General features: G+C 68.1%; 15 protein-coding genes, 1 rRNA gene and 1 riboswitch. Of the genes, 3 read left to right on the forward strand and 13 right to left on the reverse strand.

Annotation, left to right across the window (positions count from 1 at the left end):
• Positions 1-211 precede the first annotated feature (211 nt).
• Complete coding sequence (locus AB0N06_RS09620; protein ID WP_366134134.1) at positions 212-1,717, reverse strand: glutamate-cysteine ligase family protein; 1,506 nt, start codon at positions 1,715-1,717, stop codon at positions 212-214.
• 481 nt (positions 1,718-2,198) lie between these two features.
• Between AB0N06_RS09620 and AB0N06_RS09625 the strand changes: the two genes are divergently transcribed.
• Together AB0N06_RS09625 and AB0N06_RS09630 are read left to right on the forward strand one after the other, a co-directional pair.
• Positions 2,199-2,792, forward strand: coding sequence for a hypothetical protein (locus AB0N06_RS09625; RefSeq protein ID WP_366134135.1), 594 nt, complete (start codon positions 2,199-2,201; stop codon positions 2,790-2,792).
• 340 nt (positions 2,793-3,132) lie between these two features.
• On the forward strand, positions 3,133-3,339 hold the full coding sequence (locus AB0N06_RS09630; RefSeq protein ID WP_366134136.1) for a DUF5999 family protein: 207 nt from the start codon (positions 3,133-3,135) through the stop codon (positions 3,337-3,339).
• Positions 3,340-3,425: 86 nt separating this feature from the next.
• Here the strand turns inward: AB0N06_RS09630 and gcvP are convergent, their stop codons facing one another.
• Entirely contained in the window at positions 3,426-6,311 is a 2,886-nt protein-coding gene (gcvP, locus tag AB0N06_RS09635) for an aminomethyl-transferring glycine dehydrogenase (protein WP_366134137.1), read from the reverse strand.
• A gap of 194 nt (positions 6,312-6,505) precedes the next feature.
• A riboswitch (glycine riboswitch) is annotated at positions 6,506-6,603 on the reverse strand.
• 101 nt (positions 6,604-6,704) lie between these two features.
• On the opposite strand from gcvP, the gene AB0N06_RS09640 reads away from it, so the two are divergent.
• Positions 6,705-7,085, forward strand: a complete 381-nt coding sequence (locus AB0N06_RS09640; protein ID WP_366134138.1) for a PRC-barrel domain-containing protein — start codon at positions 6,705-6,707, stop codon at positions 7,083-7,085.
• Here the strand turns inward: AB0N06_RS09640 and AB0N06_RS09645 are convergent.
• From AB0N06_RS09645 to rrf, 11 genes are all read right to left on the reverse strand, one after another.
• Positions 7,010-8,464 carry a DNA polymerase IV gene (locus tag AB0N06_RS09645; RefSeq protein WP_366134139.1) on the reverse strand — a complete coding sequence of 485 codons (1,455 nt, stop codon included), beginning with the start codon at positions 8,462-8,464 and terminating at the stop codon, positions 7,010-7,012. The genes AB0N06_RS09640 and AB0N06_RS09645 overlap by 76 nt on opposite strands.
• A 56-nt stretch (positions 8,465-8,520) precedes the next feature.
• Positions 8,521-9,138 carry a MerR family transcriptional regulator gene (locus AB0N06_RS09650; RefSeq protein WP_366134140.1) on the reverse strand — a complete coding sequence of 206 codons (618 nt, stop codon included), beginning with the start codon at positions 9,136-9,138 and terminating at the stop codon, positions 8,521-8,523.
• Between the two features lie 168 nt (positions 9,139-9,306).
• Complete coding sequence (locus tag AB0N06_RS09655) at positions 9,307-9,780, reverse strand: bifunctional nuclease family protein (RefSeq protein WP_037690563.1); 474 nt, start codon at positions 9,778-9,780, stop codon at positions 9,307-9,309.
• Positions 9,781-9,832: 52 nt separating this feature from the next.
• Complete coding sequence (locus AB0N06_RS09660) at positions 9,833-10,576, reverse strand: MerR family transcriptional regulator (RefSeq protein WP_366134141.1); 744 nt, start codon at positions 10,574-10,576, stop codon at positions 9,833-9,835.
• Between the two features lie 17 nt (positions 10,577-10,593).
• On the reverse strand, positions 10,594-11,367 hold the full coding sequence (locus AB0N06_RS09665) for an FHA domain-containing protein (RefSeq protein WP_366134142.1): 774 nt from the start codon (positions 11,365-11,367) through the stop codon (positions 10,594-10,596).
• 190 nt (positions 11,368-11,557) lie between these two features.
• Entirely contained in the window at positions 11,558-12,346 is a 789-nt protein-coding gene (locus tag AB0N06_RS09670) for a DUF881 domain-containing protein (protein ID WP_366134143.1), read from the reverse strand.
• 5 nt (positions 12,347-12,351) lie between these two features.
• Positions 12,352-12,684, reverse strand: coding sequence for a small basic family protein (locus AB0N06_RS09675; protein ID WP_023543062.1), 333 nt, complete (start codon positions 12,682-12,684; stop codon positions 12,352-12,354).
• Positions 12,681-13,601, reverse strand: a complete 921-nt coding sequence (locus tag AB0N06_RS09680) for a DUF881 domain-containing protein (RefSeq protein WP_366134144.1) — start codon at positions 13,599-13,601, stop codon at positions 12,681-12,683. The genes AB0N06_RS09675 and AB0N06_RS09680 overlap by 4 nt, the downstream gene beginning before the upstream one ends.
• A gap of 98 nt (positions 13,602-13,699) precedes the next feature.
• Positions 13,700-16,195, reverse strand: coding sequence for a mannose-1-phosphate guanyltransferase (locus tag AB0N06_RS09685; protein WP_366134145.1), 2,496 nt, complete (start codon positions 16,193-16,195; stop codon positions 13,700-13,702).
• 114 nt (positions 16,196-16,309) lie between these two features.
• Positions 16,310-16,918 carry a CDP-alcohol phosphatidyltransferase family protein gene (locus tag AB0N06_RS09690; protein WP_266988138.1) on the reverse strand — a complete coding sequence of 203 codons (609 nt, stop codon included), beginning with the start codon at positions 16,916-16,918 and terminating at the stop codon, positions 16,310-16,312.
• A gap of 145 nt (positions 16,919-17,063) precedes the next feature.
• Positions 17,064-17,155 (reverse strand): 5S ribosomal RNA (gene rrf / locus AB0N06_RS09695); the annotation flags it as partial.

Genomic DNA, 17,155 nt, shown 5'->3' on the forward strand with positions numbered 1-17,155 from the left:
CGGGGAGCGACCACCACTGACGATGGTGTGGTCCCCTTTTTCCTCGTTCATCCTCAAGGAGCGCCACCACCGGCATGGGACGTCACAGCTTGCCCGACGACTACGCGACGGATGGCAGCGGGGACGGTTCTCCGACGCACCGAACAGCCGCGCCCGGGCGGGCACCGGCCAGGGCGGCAGGCACCGGGCACGCCGAGGCACACCCATCGGGCTACGACACGGGGAGACCCACCGGCCAGCTGTGCACCGGATCGCCGGAGTGCATCAATTCGGCGTACCGGCGGGTGGTGGCCGCGAGCGCCGCGTCCCGGCCGAGCCCGGCGTCCAACCCCCGGCGGTACGTGTCCACCTGCCAGGACGCCCCGTTCACCCGCCGTTTGCAGCGCTCCTCGATGACCCCGAGGTAGCGGTCGCGGTCCGCGGGCTCGACGTTCCAGGCGTCGAGCCCTGCCGCGGCGAGCGGCAGCAGTTCGTCCTGTACGAGCTTGACGGCCGCCACCCGCGCCAGCCCGCCCGACCGCCCCGGCCGGGGCCAGACCAGCTCGGCGTCGATGCCTCGGCGGCAGGCGCTGTCGAAGTTCTCGGCCGCCGCGGCAAACGGCAGCCTGGTCCACACCGGACGGGACTCCTCGGCGAGCGCCCGCACCAGGCCGTAGTAGAGCGCGGCGTTGGCGATCACGTCGGTGACGGTCGGCCCGGCGGGCAGGACACGGTTCTCGACACGGAGATGGGGTACGCCGTCGGCCAGGCCGTAGACCGGCCGGTTCCAGCGGTAGATCGTACCGTTGTGCAGCACGAGCTCCTGGAGACCTGGCACGCCGCCCTCGTCGAGCACCCGCAGCGGGTCCTCCCCGTCGCAGATCGGCAGCAGCGGCGGGAAGTAGCGCAGGTTCTCCTCGAAGAGCTCGTATGCCGAGCTGATCCATCGCTCGCCGAACCAGGTCCTCGGGCGCACCCCCTGGTTCTGCAGTTCGGGCGGCCTGGTGTCGGTGGCCTGCTGGAAGAGCGGCGGCCGCGACTCCCGCCACAGCTCCCTGCCGAACAGAAAGGGCGAGTTGGCGCCGAGGGCGATCTGAACGGCGGCGACGACCTGGGCGGCGTTCCACACGTCCGCGAAACGCGCCGGGGTGACCTGCAGATGCAGCTGGACCGATGTACAGGCCGCTTCGGGTGTGATCGAGGTGGCGGTGCAGACCAATCGCTCCACGCCTTCGATATCGAGGGCGAAATCCTCGCCGCGCGCCGCCACTATCTGATCGTTGAGCAGCGTGTAGCGGTCCACGTCCGAGAGGTTCGCCGCGACCAGGTCCGCGCTGCCGAGGGTCGGCAGTATTCCGATCATCATGATCCCGGCAGCGACCTCGCCCGCCTTCCGGTGCGCATATCCGAGAGCGGTCCTCAGCTCCTCGGCCAGCTGATCGAAAACACGCCCGGCCAGGTGATGCGGAACTATGTTCACTTCCAGATTGAACATCCCGAGTTCGGTCTGGAAATCACGGCTCGCGATCCGCTCGAGCACCTCCGCATTCATCATCCGGGGCAGGCCGTCCGAACCCGCCAGATTGAGCTCGATCTCCATGCCCATGAGGTTGCGGGGGCGGTCGAACCTCTGCTCCGCCAGGAGCCTCCCCAGCCCCTCCAGGCACAGGTGGAGTTTCCTCCGGTACCTCTGCCGATCGGACAGATCAAAGGCGCCCGCCACGACCTTCTCCCCCATCGAAGCGTCCCTCCGCAAGTGGGCAGCCCGCGGCCCAGGCCGCTCGCGTCACGATCGATAATGCCCAGGGGAGGTGATCCATAACGCCGCCACGGACAGCGCGGACCCAGTAATCTGATGACGGCCGTCCGGGCACATTCCGATGGCATGCAGCACGGTGCAGTTTCCGCTGGCCGGTGATGGTGAAAACGCCGACACGATTCGGCCTACCGTGACTGTGGAAAAACGCCAGGCGGCGGCTGCACGGCTCACCTCGAATCAACAGAATCTCCGCATAATAAAGTCTCGATACCGCCTTGCCGGCAATACCTCCGGCGGCTAGTGGAAACACCGCGTGAACACGTGTCGTATAAACTCCGCGGACGAGGCAGAGAGTTGACGCACCGGCCCAGTCACCGGCCTCCTCTGGCCCCGCACGCCGACAGCGCCGTCTGCACCCGCCCACGCATCACCGTGTCTCCAAAGTGAGAGGCGACCCACTATGCCGCTGCTTGTTCCCCCGGCTCCCGCGCCTGCCCTGCGCAGCGTCCTCGCGGCACTCGGTTCACCCACCGCAGTCCTCGAGGCCCGCACCCCGGCTCTCCGGTCCGTCCAGGGACCTCTGAGCCCCGAAGTCCCGCTCCCCGTCCATGTGCTGGACCGGATCGGCCCGAGCGGGCTCGCGCCACGCACCCGGCTGACCGCGTGGCGCTTCCTGATCCGCAGTTCGGAGCGGGCCGTCGCCGCGGCCGACGCCATGCTCACTCCGGACGGCTGGGCCTTCTCGCACTTCTTCGAGGGCCCTTACATCGCATCGACCGAGCTCGCCCTGCGCCAGGCGGAGACGGTGACATCCCGCTACCAGCCCCGCATGCTGTCGATCCCGGAGCTCTACATGCTGACGCTGTGGCTGCACGAGGACATCGAGGCCGACCCGTCAGGTGGCACCCTCGCCCCCACCGATCTTCTGGTACCGCTGGCTCCCGCCCCACCGGGTATCGCGGCACACCGCCCGCACCGGGTCGCCGATCTGCTCCCCGTGATGACCCTGCGCATCACCCCCGGCCCCAGCCCCCTGCTCGGTTCACCCGCCTGACCCCGCCCCGCCTCCGGCACGCCGTACTGTGCCCAGTCGCCGTTTCCGGTGGCGGGGCACAGTACTGCGGGACACGCAGCGCGGGACAGCGGGGCGCCCCCGGCCCCATCCGGACTAGTCCGGTCCGACCACCCCGAACCACCCGAAGGGACAGTGCAGTTGTGCTGAACCGTCCGCCCGGGTGATGCGTCATGAGAGGAGGAGCACCGCTGCCACGAAATCCCTGCGGATTGGCGCCCGTGGGGGAACACTGGAACCGGACCGACAGATACGGGGGGCGGCCATGAACACCTCATCAAGCCGCAGGACACCCACTACGACGCAGCGAAAGAACCCAGCCATGTGCCAGCACGAGCCACCCTGCCCGACAGCCGACTCAGCCGACCGGGAAGCCGCACGCCTGATGGCACACCACCCGGAACAGGGCTGGAGCCTGCTGTGCAACGGCGTCCTGCTCTTCGAGGACACCGGTGAGCTGCTCCCGGACGGGCAGATCATCGCTCCGCACCGGCCGCTGGACGCCGGCCGGGTGATGAAGGCCGCCTGAGCGCGGCCCGTAAGAAATGGGGCCGGCCCGGAGAAGATCTCCGAACCGGCCCCGACGCATGTCCGGGTCGCACCCGAACGGGTCAGTCAGCTGTCGTACTCGTCCAACGGCGGGCAGGAGCAGACGAGGTTGCGGTCACCGAACGCACCGTCGATCCGGCGCACCGGCGGCCAGTACTTGTCGGCGGCCGAGACTCCGGCCGGGAAGACGGCCGTCTCGCGGCTGTACGCGTGCGTCCACTCCCCGCCGAGCATGGCGGCGGTGTGCGGGGCGTTGGTCAGCGGGTTGTCCTCCGCACTCCACTCGCCGGAGGCCACCTTCTCGACCTCGCCGCGGATGGCGATCATCGTGTCGCAGAACCGGTCGAGTTCGGCAAGGTTCTCGCTCTCGGTCGGCTCGATCATCAGCGTGCCCGCCACCGGGAACGACATGGTGGGCGAGTGGAAGCCGTAGTCGATCAGACGCTTGGCAATGTCGTCGACGCTGACCCCGGTCGCCTTGGAGATCGGCCGCAGATCCACGATGCACTCGTGCGCGACCAGACCGGCCGGGCCGGTGTACAGGATCGGGTAGTGCGGCTCCAGACGCTTGGCGATGTAGTTGGCCGCAAGTACGGCGACCTGCGTCGCGTGCTTGAGGCCCTCCCCGCCCATCAGGCGTACGTACGCCCAGGAGATCGGGAGAATACCGGCCGAGCCCCACGGCGCGGCCGAGATCGGTCCGACACCGGTCTCGGGGCCGGCGCCGGGCTGCAGCGGGTGGTTCGGCAGGTACGGCGCCAGATGGGCGCGCACGCCGACCGGGCCGACACCGGGGCCACCGCCGCCGTGCGGGATGCAGAAGGTCTTGTGCAGGTTCAGGTGCGAGACGTCGCCGCCGAACCGTCCGGGCTTGGCAAGACCGACCAGCGCGTTGAGGTTGGCGCCGTCGACGTACACCTGACCGCCCGCATCGTGCACCTCGGCGCAGATGTCGGCCACGTGCTCCTCGAACACACCGTGCGTCGACGGGTACGTGATCATGAGCACGGCGAGCTCGTCGCGGTGCTTCTCGATCTTGGCGCGGAGGTCCTCGACGTCGACCTCACCGTCGTCCGCGGTCTTCACCACGACGACCTTCATGCCCGCCATCACGGCGCTCGCGGCGTTGGTGCCGTGCGCGGAGGACGGAATGAGGCAGACGGTCCGCTGCTCGTCGCCGTTGGCCCGGTGGTAGGCACGCACGGCGAGCAGGCCCGCGAACTCGCCCTGCGAGCCCGCGTTCGGCTGGATGGAGACCGCGTCGTAGCCGGTGACCTCGGCGAGGCGCTCCTCCAGCTCACGGATCAGCGTGAGGAAGCCCTCCGCCTGCTCGGCCGGCGCGAACGGGTGCAGCGCACCGAACTCGGGCCAGGTGATCGACTCCATCTCGGTGGTCGCGTTCAGCTTCATGGTGCAGGAGCCGAGCGGGATCATGCCGCGGTCCAGCGCGTAGTCACGGTCGGCGAGCTTGCGCAGGTAGCGCAGCATCGCGGTCTCGGAGCGGTGCTGGTGGAAAACCGGATGGGTGAGGATCCCATCGGTTCGCAGCAGGGACTCGGGCAGCGCGTCGGCGGCGGCGGCGTCCAGTGCCTCGATGTCACCGTCGGCGCCGAAGGCGGCCCAGACCGCGGCGAGCTGCGCACGTGTGGTGGTCTCGTCGCAGGCGAGGGAGACCCGGTCGGCGTCGACAAGACGCAGGTTGACCCCGCGGTCACGGGCGTCGGCCACGACATCCGCCGCCTTGCCGGGGACACGCACCGTGAGCGTGTCGAAGTAGGCGCCGGTCTCGACGTCGACCCCGGCCGCGCGCAGGCCCTCGGCCAGGATCGTCGCGTACCGGTGGGTGCGCTCCGCGATCGTCCGCAAGCCGTCGGGGCCGTGGTAGACCGCGTACATCCCAGCCATCACGGCGAGCAGTACCTGCGCGGTGCAGATGTTGCTGGTGGCCTTCTCGCGACGGATGTGCTGCTCGCGGGTCTGCAGTGCGAGGCGGTACGCCTTGTTGCCGTCCGCGTCGACGGAGACACCGACGAGGCGGCCGGGCAGGCTGCGGGCGAACTTCTCGCGTACGGCCATAAAGCCGGCGTGCGGTCCACCGAAGCCCATCGGTACACCGAAGCGCTGCGTGGTGCCGACGGCGATGTCCGCGCCGAGGTCACCGGGCGAGGTGAGCAGGGTCAGGGCGAGCAGGTCGGCGGCGACGGTGACGATCGCGCCGAGCTCGTGGGCCTGCTCGATGACGGGCTTGATGTCGCGGACGGCGCCGGAGGCACCCGGGTACTGGAGCAGCACGCCGAAGACACCGCGCCCGGCGATCTCTGCGGGGATGCCCTCGGCGAGATCGGCGACGACGACCTCGACACCGGTCGGCTCGGCGCGGGTCTCGATCACGGCGACGGTCTGGGGCAGGGTGTCGGAGTCGACCAGGAAGACTCCGTCCTTGACCTTGCCGACGCGTCGGGCGAGCGCCATGGCCTCGGCGGCGGCGGTGCCCTCGTCGAGCAGCGAGGCGCCGGAGGTGGGCAGCCCGGTCAGCTCGGCGACCATCGTCTGGAAGTTGAGGAGCGCCTCCAGGCGGCCCTGCGAGATCTCCGGCTGGTACGGCGTGTAGGCCGTGTACCAGGCGGGATTCTCCATGACGTTCCGGAGGATCACCGGCGGGGTGAACGTGCCGTAGTAGCCGAGCCCGATCATCGGGGCGAGCACCTGGTTGCGGTCGGCAAGGGCGCGGAGCTCGGCGAGGACCTCGGCCTCGGTACGGGCCGACGGCAGCTGCAGCGCCTCCGCACTCTTGATCACATCGGGCACTGCGGCCGCGGTGAGGTCGTCGAGCGAGCCGTAACCGACCTGGGCGAGCATCTTCGCCTGCGCCTCGGCATCGGGGCCGATGTGGCGCTGCTCGAAGGGGATGCCCTGCTCCAGCTGGGAGAGCGGAGTGCGACGGGGGGTCATGGTGGAGGCCTCCTGGTCTGTCACGACCTGCGAGGGGCACCACGGCGCGGGTGCCCGGACGGCCTCCCCCTCTGTCATCTCAACCTGAGAGCTTCACCGGTGCGCCTTGAGGCATACCGGCTTTCACCGTCGGTGAGGGAGGGATCCGTCCCGGCTGCCGCCGCCACGAAACCCGCCCTGCTTTCCAGAGTGACCTCGTCCGTGCGGTACGGGGGCCTGAGAGATTCCGGGGAGGATTTGCTCCTTCGGCGCCTGCCGGATGCGCTCCGGAAGGCTCTCCCGCACGGGGTCAGCAGCCATCACCAGCCTACCAGCGGGGCTCGCGACGGAATTCTCAAGTGGCCGATAGCCCGAATCTGCACTTTCGTAGTGCCTGTGGAGTAGCCGCGACCAATGGGAGGGACCGTGCAGACCGACATCGATCCGCGCAGCCTGATCGGCCGCAAGGCATTCGACCGCAAGGGCACCAAGATCGGAACTGTGGACGAGGTGTACCTCGACGACGCGACCGGCATACCCGAGTGGGCAGCCGTGCGTACCGGACTGTTCAGCAGGGATGCCTTCGTGCCGCTTGAGCCCAGCGAATTCGTCGATGACGTGCTCCGGATCCCCTTCGACCGTGCGCTGATCAAGGACGCGCCCGACTTCGGCGTGGGCCGCCATCTCTCGCCGGAACAGGAGCTTCAGCTCTACCGGCACTACGGCCTGGACTCGCCGCCCGACGAGCCGGGCCCGGACCGGGACTTCGGCAGGCTGGCCGGCCAGGACGAGTAGTCCGCCGGATCACGCACCAGCGGGAGCGGATCGGCAGGCCGCAGCTCCGGATCGTCGACACGGAACGTCCGCGCCCGGCCGGGAGGTGACCAGGGTTCCTCGAACCGCACGGTCACCCGGCCCACCCCACTGCCCTGCACCCAGCCGTGGCCGAAGGTGTCATGGCAAACGTCGTGCCCGGCGTGCCAGCGCCGGACCGCGAGCTGTTCGGCGGTCTCCTGCTCCTGTGCCCCGTCCACCGATTCGTCCCCGTGGCCGCCCGCGCCGTGTTCCTCACGGGCCGGGATCTCGGGCGCAGCCCGCTCACCGGCTGCCTGGGCAAAAAGATCCTCCTGCGTGTAGTCGGCGAGCCCCGTGACGCCAACCCCGAGCAGCCGCACCCCTCCGGTGGTGTCCACAGCCTCCAGGAGCCGTGCAGCGGCCTCTCTGACCACTGTGGGGTCGTCCGTCGGCCCCCGGAGCGTCTCGGACCGCGTGAGCGTCGAAAAGTCGTATCTGCGCACCTTCAGCACCACGGTGCGGCCCGAGCGCTCCGCGGCCCGCAGCCGCTGGACACAACGGTCCGCCAGGCGTTCGACCTCCGTCCTGACCCGGATCCGGTCGTGCAGATCCATGTCGAAGGTGTCCTCGACCGACACCGACTTGGCGTCTCGCTCGGCCACAACAGGGCGGTCGTCATACCCGAGGGCCATGCGGTGCAGCGCGACGCCGTGCGCCTTCCCCAGCAGCCGTACGAGCTCCGCCTCGCCGGCCGTGGCCAGGTCGTCGACCGTGGTCATCCCGGCCCGCCGCAGATGGTCCCCGGTGGCAGGGCCCACGCCGGGGAGGATCCGCACGGACATCGGGGCGAGCAGCTCCCGTTCGGTCCCCGGCTCGATGACCAGCAGCCCGTTCGGTTTCGCCTCCTCCGAGGCGATCTTGGCCAGCATCTTGGAGCCCGCGAGGCCGACCGAGCCGGTGAGTCCGGTGACGGCTCTGATGGCGTCGCGCAACTGCTCGCCGATGGCCCGCGCCGAGGCGGTGTCGTCGGCTGTTCCACCGGCCTCCAGATCGACGAACGCCTCGTCCAGGCTGAGCGGCTCCACCAGGGGTGACAGCTGCCCCAGCAACCCCATCACCTGGTCGCTCACCGTCCGGTACAGGGTGAAGCGGGGCGCCAGATAGGCAGCATTGGGCGCCAGCCGCCGGGCCTGCGCGGTCGGCATCGCCGAGTGCACCCCGAAGCGCCGCGCCTCGTAGGAAGCGGTGGCGACGACCCCACGGGGTCCCAGCCCGCCGACCACGACCGGTTTGCCACGCAGGCTCGGTTTCGCCGCCTGCTCGGCCGAGGCGTAGAAGGCATCCATGTCCAGATGCAGGATGGTGGGCGCGGCTCTCACATCATCCGATGCTGCCCTACAGCACTGACAATCGCCGCGCCCCGCTCCGCGGCCCGTCAGACCGCGCGGTTGCGCCGCCGTGCGAGCTCGTCGGTGGGGTTGTTGCCGATCAGCGTCTCGCCGGTGTCCACCCGCTCGCCGTGCAGCTGCGACAGTGCGGCGTCGACATCCCGCCAGACCACGCCGACGGCGATGCCGAAGACCCCCTGGCCCCCCTGGAGCAGATCCACGACCTCGTCGGGCGAGGAGCACTCGTAGACGGTCGCGCCGTCACTCATGAGCGTCATCCGCTCAAGATCCTGGAACCCCCGGGCCCTCAGATGCTGGACCGTGGTGCGGATGTTCTGCAGGGCGACGCCCGTGTCGAGAAAGCGCTTCACGATCTTCAGCAGGACGACGTCCCTGAAGCTGTAGAGGCGCTGCGTGCCCGATCCGTAGGCAGGCCGCACGCTCGGCTCGACGAGCCCGGTGCGTGCCCAGTAGTCGAGCTGCCGATAGGTGATCCCCGCCGCCGCGCACGCCGTCGGCCCGCGATAGCCGATGTCGCCGACCACTTCCGCCCCGTCCCCCGCCATCGCCGCCGGTTGAACCGGTTGCCTGATGGTGCGGTCGGCTGTACTTCCGTGCTGCCGGTAAGGCCCACCCGCTGCCGTACCGTCGCCGCTGTTTCTCACGCCGACCTCCGTCCTTGACCTGCCATCTCGAAGGTAGGCAGTCGCTCGGGGTGCGTCAACGATCGCCACACTCGGCACGCCGAGTGATAATCACCCGGAGGGTGGTTTGCCGTATCCCGTTCCCGGGAAAGGCTTGTCGAATGCGCTGACGGCGACCCTGCTGGACGGTCACTGGCTGTTGGTACCGAAGTCCTCCGGCGAGATCTGGTCGAGGAACTCCCGGAACTTCTCGACCTCGTCCTCCTGCTCGTCAGGGATGGAGATCCCCGCGTCGTCGAGCACCCCGTCACTGCCGTAGATCGGCGTGCCGGTGCGCAGCGCGAGCGCTATGGCGTCGGACGGCCGCGCACTCACCTCGACCCCGCCGGCGAAGACCAGCTCCGCGTAGAAGACCCCTTCCCTGAGGTCCGTGATGCGGACCTCGGTGAGCTCCTGGCCCAGGGCCTCGAGCACATCCTTGAAGAGATCATGGGTCAGCGGCCTGGCCGGAGCCATGCCCTGCTGGGCAAAGGCGATCGCGGTCGCCTCACCAGGACCGATCCAAATGGGGAGGTACCGGTCGCCTCCCACTTCACGCAGGAGCACGATCGGTTGGTTGGAGGGCATTTCCACCCGGACACCCACAACGTCGAGCTCGTTCACACAGCAACCCTAGGACGTGCTCGGCAGGTTTGGGTAGTCGGGCCCCTCGTGATCAGTGGAGCCGGATCCGCAGAGCAGTCTGCACAAGGGCCGAATGAAGCCGTACGGAGAGCTCCGCGAGCTCCTTCACCTTGGCCTCCGCATGGACTCTGGTCTGCGGATTCCGGTGTCGGCGCAGAGGTGCGACCACCTGCTCGATCAGGCCGGCCTCGCGTTCCGCAGCCCCACGCATCGCCCGCAGGTGACGCGGTTCCAGACCGAATCGACCCAGATCCGCCACAAGTTTGGCAACGGTCACCGTCTCGGCGTCGTAGCCACCCTCCGCCATCGGAGCGATGAGCCCGTACGACTCCCACTCCTCGAGCTCGCTCTCGGTGACCTCGGCGGCGGCCAGGAGCTCCGCACGCCCGATCCGGGGCGCGGTGGCCTGCCAGGACTCGCCGTCCCAGGAACCGTCGCTCAGGTCCCGTGGAGCGCCCGCGGCCGGCAGGGACACCTGCTCGCCGCGGGCCAGGGCGTCCAGGTGCTCGCGAATGACCTTGAGCGGAAGATAGTGATCCCGCTGCATCCGCAGCACCTGCGCCAGCCGCTCGACGTCCTCGGGGCGGAATTTGCGGTAGCCGGAGGGGGTCCGCTGCGGCTCGACGAGCCCCTCGGCCTCCAAGAAGCGAATCTTGGAGATGGTGACTTCGGGAAATTCGTCCCGCAGCTGCAGGAGCACCGCGCCGATGCTCATGGCCCGGTTGTCGGCGGTGGCGGTGCCGTGCCCGGCACCGCCCGTCGGTGTTCTCAGCATGGACCTTCCCTGACGGGTCAGATGCCCCGCTGGCTTGCGTAGAAGACCAGCCGGTACTTCCCGATCTGCACTTCGTCGCCGTTGGACAGCGCGACGGAGTCGATGCGCTCACGATTGACGTACGTGCCGTTGAGGCTGCCGACATCCTCGACCGTGAAGCTTCCGTCGGGGCTCCGGCGGAACTCCACGTGACGGCGGGAGACCGTCACGTCATCGAGGAAGATGTCGCTCTGCGGGTGGCGGCCGGCCGTGGTCAGCTCGCTGTCCAGCAGGAAGCGGCTGCCCGAGTTCGGACCGCGGCGCACCACCAGGAGCGCCGAGCCGAGCGGCAGGGCGTCGACGGCGGCCTGGGCCTCCGGCGAGAGGGAGGGCAAGGACGTCTGGCCCGTCGCCTCCGCCTCGTAAGCCTCAAGACCGGAGATGGAGATGGTCGATGTCGTCTCCGAAAGACGCTCCGCAGACGCGCCTCCCCGAAGTGGCGCACCACAGTTGGAACAGAAACGACTGGCCTCGGCATTGCGATGGCCGCACCTCGTACAGACCGGCATGGACCCAAACCCTCCACCCGTACTTGAGGTTGATGGATCCCCGAAACCTATGCGGCCCGGACCGGCAGGGTCAACAGACGACGCGCCGGTTCCACCCGAAATGTCACCGCCCGGACCCGACACCTCGTCACGGAAGAGCGGGCGATCCGTGCCCTGCTCCTCGGCCTGGCCATGGCGCGGTGCGCGATGGCGGGCCGCGTCATCGCGGGCGCTCTTGCCGAACAACTTCGCAAACAACTTCACGGGCGATTCCCCTTGACCGAAACAGACCCGCCCGTGGGGCAGGACGAACCCTGAATCAACACACCTGCCGACCCGGACACCTTCACAACGTCCGTATCCACTCGACAGTTTCCACCACGCGCCACCATTACGATGCGGCGACCCCCCGCAACCTCTTGCCCGTGTCCTCCGAGCCCCGTGTCCGGCGCACTCACCGGGTTGACGACCGAGCGTAGTCAGGCTGCTCCGCAGGTCGCAAGGCGTCCACGCCGATGTCGTCCGCCTGCACCACATGCACGGTCGCCTGCTCCTTCTCCAGCGTCTGCACAACACCACCGGGGATGTTCAGCGCCGGCTCCAGATCCTGCGGTTTGCCGATCACTTTGAAGACGTACGGCGCGGAGATGGACCGGTCGTCGACCTTGATGGCGCCACCGTCGCCGGAGAAGTACGTATTGGCCACCACCCTCACCCCGTTGACCTCGACCGCCTCCGCTCCGGCCGCACGCAGCTCCTGGAGGGCGTCGAGCAGCATGTCCGCCTGCACCGCGTCGCCCGGATCGTTGATCGTGAGCGTGATCCCGGGCCCGTGTGCCGCCACGGTGCCCGCGAGGATACCGAGTTGCCGTTCCTTCTCCACGGTCTGCTTACGGGCCTCCTCAGCCTGGTCCGAGCTGTTCTCCAGCTCCGTACGCTGATCGTCCAGACGCTGCTTCTCATCCTCAAGACGCTGCGTACGGTCATCAAGTTCATCGAGAATGCGGACCAGATCCTCCTGGCGGGCGCCGCGCAGTGCGCTGTTGTCACTGTTCGACCGCACCTGGATCGCCAGACCCAGCCCCAGGACGAACAGCAGCAGCGCCACAACGAGTTGCGCACGGGTGACCCGGGGCGGCCACAGCCCGGCGATCAACCGCTGGCGCCCGGTCAACTGCTCGGGCATGTCGGCCTGCTGCTCGCCGTTGCGCTCCCGGTCACGGGGAAGCTCTTCGTTGCTCATCGGCCTCAGGCCCGGAAGACGTGCCGGCGGATCGCCGCGGCGTTGGAGAAGATGCGGATACCGAAGACGACGACCACACCGGTCGAGAGCTGCGCTCCGACACCCAGCTTGTCGCCCAGGAACACGATCAGTGCGGCCACGACGACGTTCGAGAGGAACGACACCACGAAGACCTTGTCGACGAAGATGCCGTCGAGCATGGCCCGCAGACCACCGAAGACCGCATCGAGAGCAGCCACGACGGCGATCGGGAGATAGGGCTCGACCACCGCCGGCACCTCGGGCCGGACCAACAGTCCGACCACGACTCCCACGACGAGGCCCAGTACGGCGATCACGATGTGCCCTTCCCTGTGTCTGCCGCACCACTGCCGGTGTCTGCGGCCTTCGGCTCTGCTGTTCGTACGATGAGGCTGGGCGCAGCCGGGAGGCGCACCTCGTCCTGAACGGACATGCTGGTCCGGATGTCGAAGGTGTCCTTCAGCGCCCTCAGGTACTGGCCGTCGGCACTGTCCTCGAAAGCGGTGCTGAGCCGCTTCCCGTCCCCCACCGCAAGCACCGTGTACGGCGGCACGAGCGGTTTGTTGTCGACCAGTATGGCGTCCCCCGCGGCGCGGATCGCCGACAGGGCCGTCAGCCGCTGCCCATTGATGGCAATGGCCTCCGCACCCGACTGCCAGAGGCCGTTGACGACCCGTTGCATGTCCCGGTCGCGCACCCGCCCCGTGTCCGTGAAACCAGTGGTCTCACGCGGTCCGCCGCCGCCCTGGTCGGTGCCCTTGGCATCGTCGACGACAAGTTTCACACCGGGTCCCTTGACGGCGGTCGCCCCAGAGAGCAGCGCCACGAGCTGGCCCTGGTCCCCGCCATGCTTTTCCAACGCTTTACGTTGCCGCTCGCCCACGTCGTCACGGGCTTTGTCGACCTGGGACTCCAGCTTGTCGGCCGCCGATGTCTCTGTGTCGATACGTTGGATGAGCTCCCCGCGCTCCTTGGCGAGGACCGGCGCCGATATACGCGCCTCCGCGGCGCCCAGGGTGACGACGAAAGCAGCCAGCACAAGGCCCGCCGCAAGGCCCAGTTTCGCCTTCAGTGTGCGAGGCATGGCCGCACTCCCGTCGGCCTTGCGCTTGGCCGTGGCCTCGGCGTAGCCGTCGTCCAGGCTGTGGTCCATCACATTGGTCAGCAGCGACATGGACGCGTCAGGTCGCGCGGGCGGCGAGGGGGTACTCCGATCGGGGGGCTGCTGCGACATGCCGCACATCGTCGCACGCCGCAGCTAGTACCGCCGAATGGCCCCACCCGTGCGCCGGGAAGCGTCTGCGCGACACCTCCCGGCACGCCGGCGGCAGGTCACTGACCTGCGCTGTCCACGATCGCCGACCATTCGTCGAGCAGCGCCTGCGCCGAGGCGTCGTCAGGGCCTTCCGCCCACAGATGGGTGACGGCCTCGGCCGGGTCGGGAAGCACCATCACCCAGCGCCCGTCCGCCTCGACGACCCGCACGCCGTCGGTGGTGTCGACGTCACGGTCCCCGGCGGCTTCCACCACCCGGCGCATGACCAGTCCCTTGACGGCCCAGGGAGTGGCCAGATCGCGGCGCAACACGTGCGCAAGAGGAATCCGGGCATCGATCTGGCTGAGCGTGAGCTGGGTCCGCGCGACGAGCCCGAGAAGCCGTACGAAGGCTGCCGAACCGTCGAAGACGCTGCTGAATTCGGGGACGATGAAACCGCCCCGCCCGTCCCCTCCGAAAATGGTGCCTTCCTCGCGCCCCACGCGCGTCAGGTCGTCCGGCGACGTCGTCGTCCATTCCACCTGTGTGCCGTGGTAAGCGGCGACCTGCTCGGCGACCCTCGTCGTGGTCACCGGCAAGGCCACCCGGCCGCTGCGCCGCTCGGCGGCCACCAGGTCGAGCAGGACCAGAAGGGCCCGATCGTCCTCAACAATCCGGCCCCGCTCGTCGACCAGGGAGAGCCGCTCCCCAACCGGGTCGAAGCGCACTCCGAACGCGGCCCGTGCCGAGGAGACGATCTCCCCGAGCCGCACGAGCCCGGAGCGTCGGGCGTCGGCGGACTCCGTGGGCCGTGATTCGTCGAGCCCGGGATTGATGGTCAGCGCGTCCACGCCGAGCCGCCCGAGCAGACTCGGCAGAACAAGCCCGGCACTGCCGTTGGACGCGTCGACGACAACCTTGAGACCGGCGGCCGCGATCCCGGTGGTGTCCACATTGCGCAGCAGTGCCCCGGTGTAGGAGTCGAAGACGCTGGACGGAAAGTGCAGATCCCCGATCTCCCCCGGGAAGGCCCGGCGGTACTCCTGGCGGGCGTAGACCCGGTCCAGCTTCCGCTGCCCCGCTTGGGAGAGGTCTGCGCCCCTCTCGTCGATGAACATGATGTCCACCGAGTCCGGCACCCCGGGCGAAGTACGGATCATGATCCCGCCCGCGCTGCCCCGAGCGGTCTGCTGACGCGCGACCGGAAGCGGCGCGTTCTCCAGGTCCCGTACGTCGATGGCGCTGGCCTGCAACGCCGAGATCACGGCCCTCTTCAGCGCACGGGCGCCGCGGGAGTGGTCACGGGCGGTGGTGACGGTCGAACCCTTCTTGAGGGTGGTGGCGTACGCGCCGGCGAGCCGGACGGCGAGCTCCGGCGTGATCTCCACGTTCAGGATTCCTGAGACACCCCGGGCACCGAAGAGATGTGCCTGCCCCCGTGACTCCCAGATCACCGAAGTGTTGACGAAGGCGCCGGCCTCGATGGTCTTGAACGGGTAGACCCGGACATTGCCCTGAATGATCGATTCCTCACCGACCAGGCACTCGTCCCCGATGACCGCACCGTCCTCGATGCGGGCAGCCCGCATGATGTCGGTGTTCTTGCCGATCACGCAGCCGCGCAGATTGCAGTGCTGGCCGATGTAGACGTTGTCGTGGATCACGGCCCTGTGCAGGAACGCCCCGGTCTTGACGACGACGTTCGAACCGACGACGGTGTGCTCGCGGATCTCGACACCGGCCTCGATCTTCGCGTAGTCCCCGATGTAGACGGGTCCGCGGAGCACCGCGTCGGGATGGACGTCGGCGCCTTCCGCAACCCATACACCGGGCGAGATCTCGAAGCCGTCGATCTCGACGTCGACCTTGCGCTCCAGCACGTCGGCCTGAGCCTTCACATAGCTCTCGTGCGTGCCCACGTCCTCCCAGTAGCCTTCGGCGACATAGCCGTAGATAGGCCTGCCTTCCTTCATGAGCTGCGGGAAGACATCACCGGACCAGTCCACCGAGACGTCGGCCTGGACGTAGTCGAAGACCTCGGGTTCCATGACATAGATGCCCGTGTTGACGGTGTCCGAGAAGACCTGGCCCCAGGTGGGCTTCTCCAGGAATCGCTCAACCTGGCCCGCCTCGTCGACGATTGTGATTCCGAATTCCAGTGGATTCGGAACTCGGGTCAGGCACACCGTGACCAGCCCGCCCTTTTCCTTGTGAAAGGCGATGAGATCGGTCAGGTCGAAGTCTGTGAGCGCGTCGCCGGAAATGACGAGGAAGGTGTCGTCCTTGAGCGCTTCCTCGGCGTTCTTTACGCTGCCAGCTGTCCCGAGAGGTTTCTCCTCGTTGGCATAGGTGAGCTCCATCCCGAGCTCTTCGCCGTCGCCGAAGTAGTTCTTGACGAGGGAGGCGAGAAACTGGACGGTCACGACCGTCTCATTGAGCCCATGCCGTTTCAGCAGCCGCAGCACATGCTCCATGATCGGCCGATTGGCGACGGGCAGGAGCGGCTTGGGCATGCTGGAAGTCATGGGGCGAAGGCGTGTGCCTTCACCACCAGCCATCACGACGGCCTTCATGTCGGCAACGTCCTCCTTGAAGAGACGACGGTTTGGCCGACTTCGCCCGTCAGGGCAACATCTCAGAGTTCAGCCGCGGACCGGCCACACTGCGCGGCACCGCGTCAAACGAGCTCAATCGGCTACTGCATCCGCCTTGACGAGCCGGCGGACCTGAACCACGTAGAGGATTCCTGCCCACCAATAGAGCGTTGTACCCCAACCTGCGAACGCCCATCCGAAAACAGCGGCCAGCGATCCAAGCCAACCACTTGCGTCGCTGAGCAGCAACAAGGGGAAGGCGTACATCAGGTTGAACGTAGCCGCCTTCCCCAGGAAGTTCACCTGGGGTGGTGGATAGCCGTGGCGCCGCAGGATTCCGACCATCACGAGAAGCATCAGTTCACGGGCAAGGAGTGCCGCAGTGAGCCAGAGCGGAAGGATCTCTCGCCAGGTCAGTCCGACGAGGGTCGAAAGGATGTAGAGGCGATCAGCGGCCGGGTCCAGGAGCCGTCCGAGGCTGCTGATCTGGTTCCATCGGCGGGCGAGTTTACCGTCGAGGTAGTCGCTGATGCCGCTGAGCATCAGCACGAGCAGCGCCCAGCCATCGCTCTTGGGCCCGCCGAACTCCGGGCGAAGAATCAGCCACAGGAAGAGCGGTACCCCGACTAGGCGCGCCATGCTGAGGATGTTGGGGATGGTGAGGACTCGGTCCGTCTGAACCCGAGTCTCCTGGACCTCCACCCGGGGGCCTCCTGTGAACGTGCCAATGATGCCCCCTGACCCTACCTTCAGCCTTCGCCAGCACTTGCACGGGGGTGACAAAAGGGGCCCCGTGAACGCAGAAAAGCCCCGTGCCACAAGGGCACGGGGCTTTCCCGGAATAATTGTTCGGCGGCGTCCTACTCTCCCACAGGGTCCCCCCTGCAGTACCATCGGCGCTGAAAGGCTTAGCTTCCGGGTTCGGAATGTAACCGGGCG

This window comes from Streptomyces sp. NPDC051020 (assembly GCF_040683105.1).
Lineage (GTDB): Bacteria > Actinomycetota > Actinomycetes > Streptomycetales > Streptomycetaceae > Streptomyces.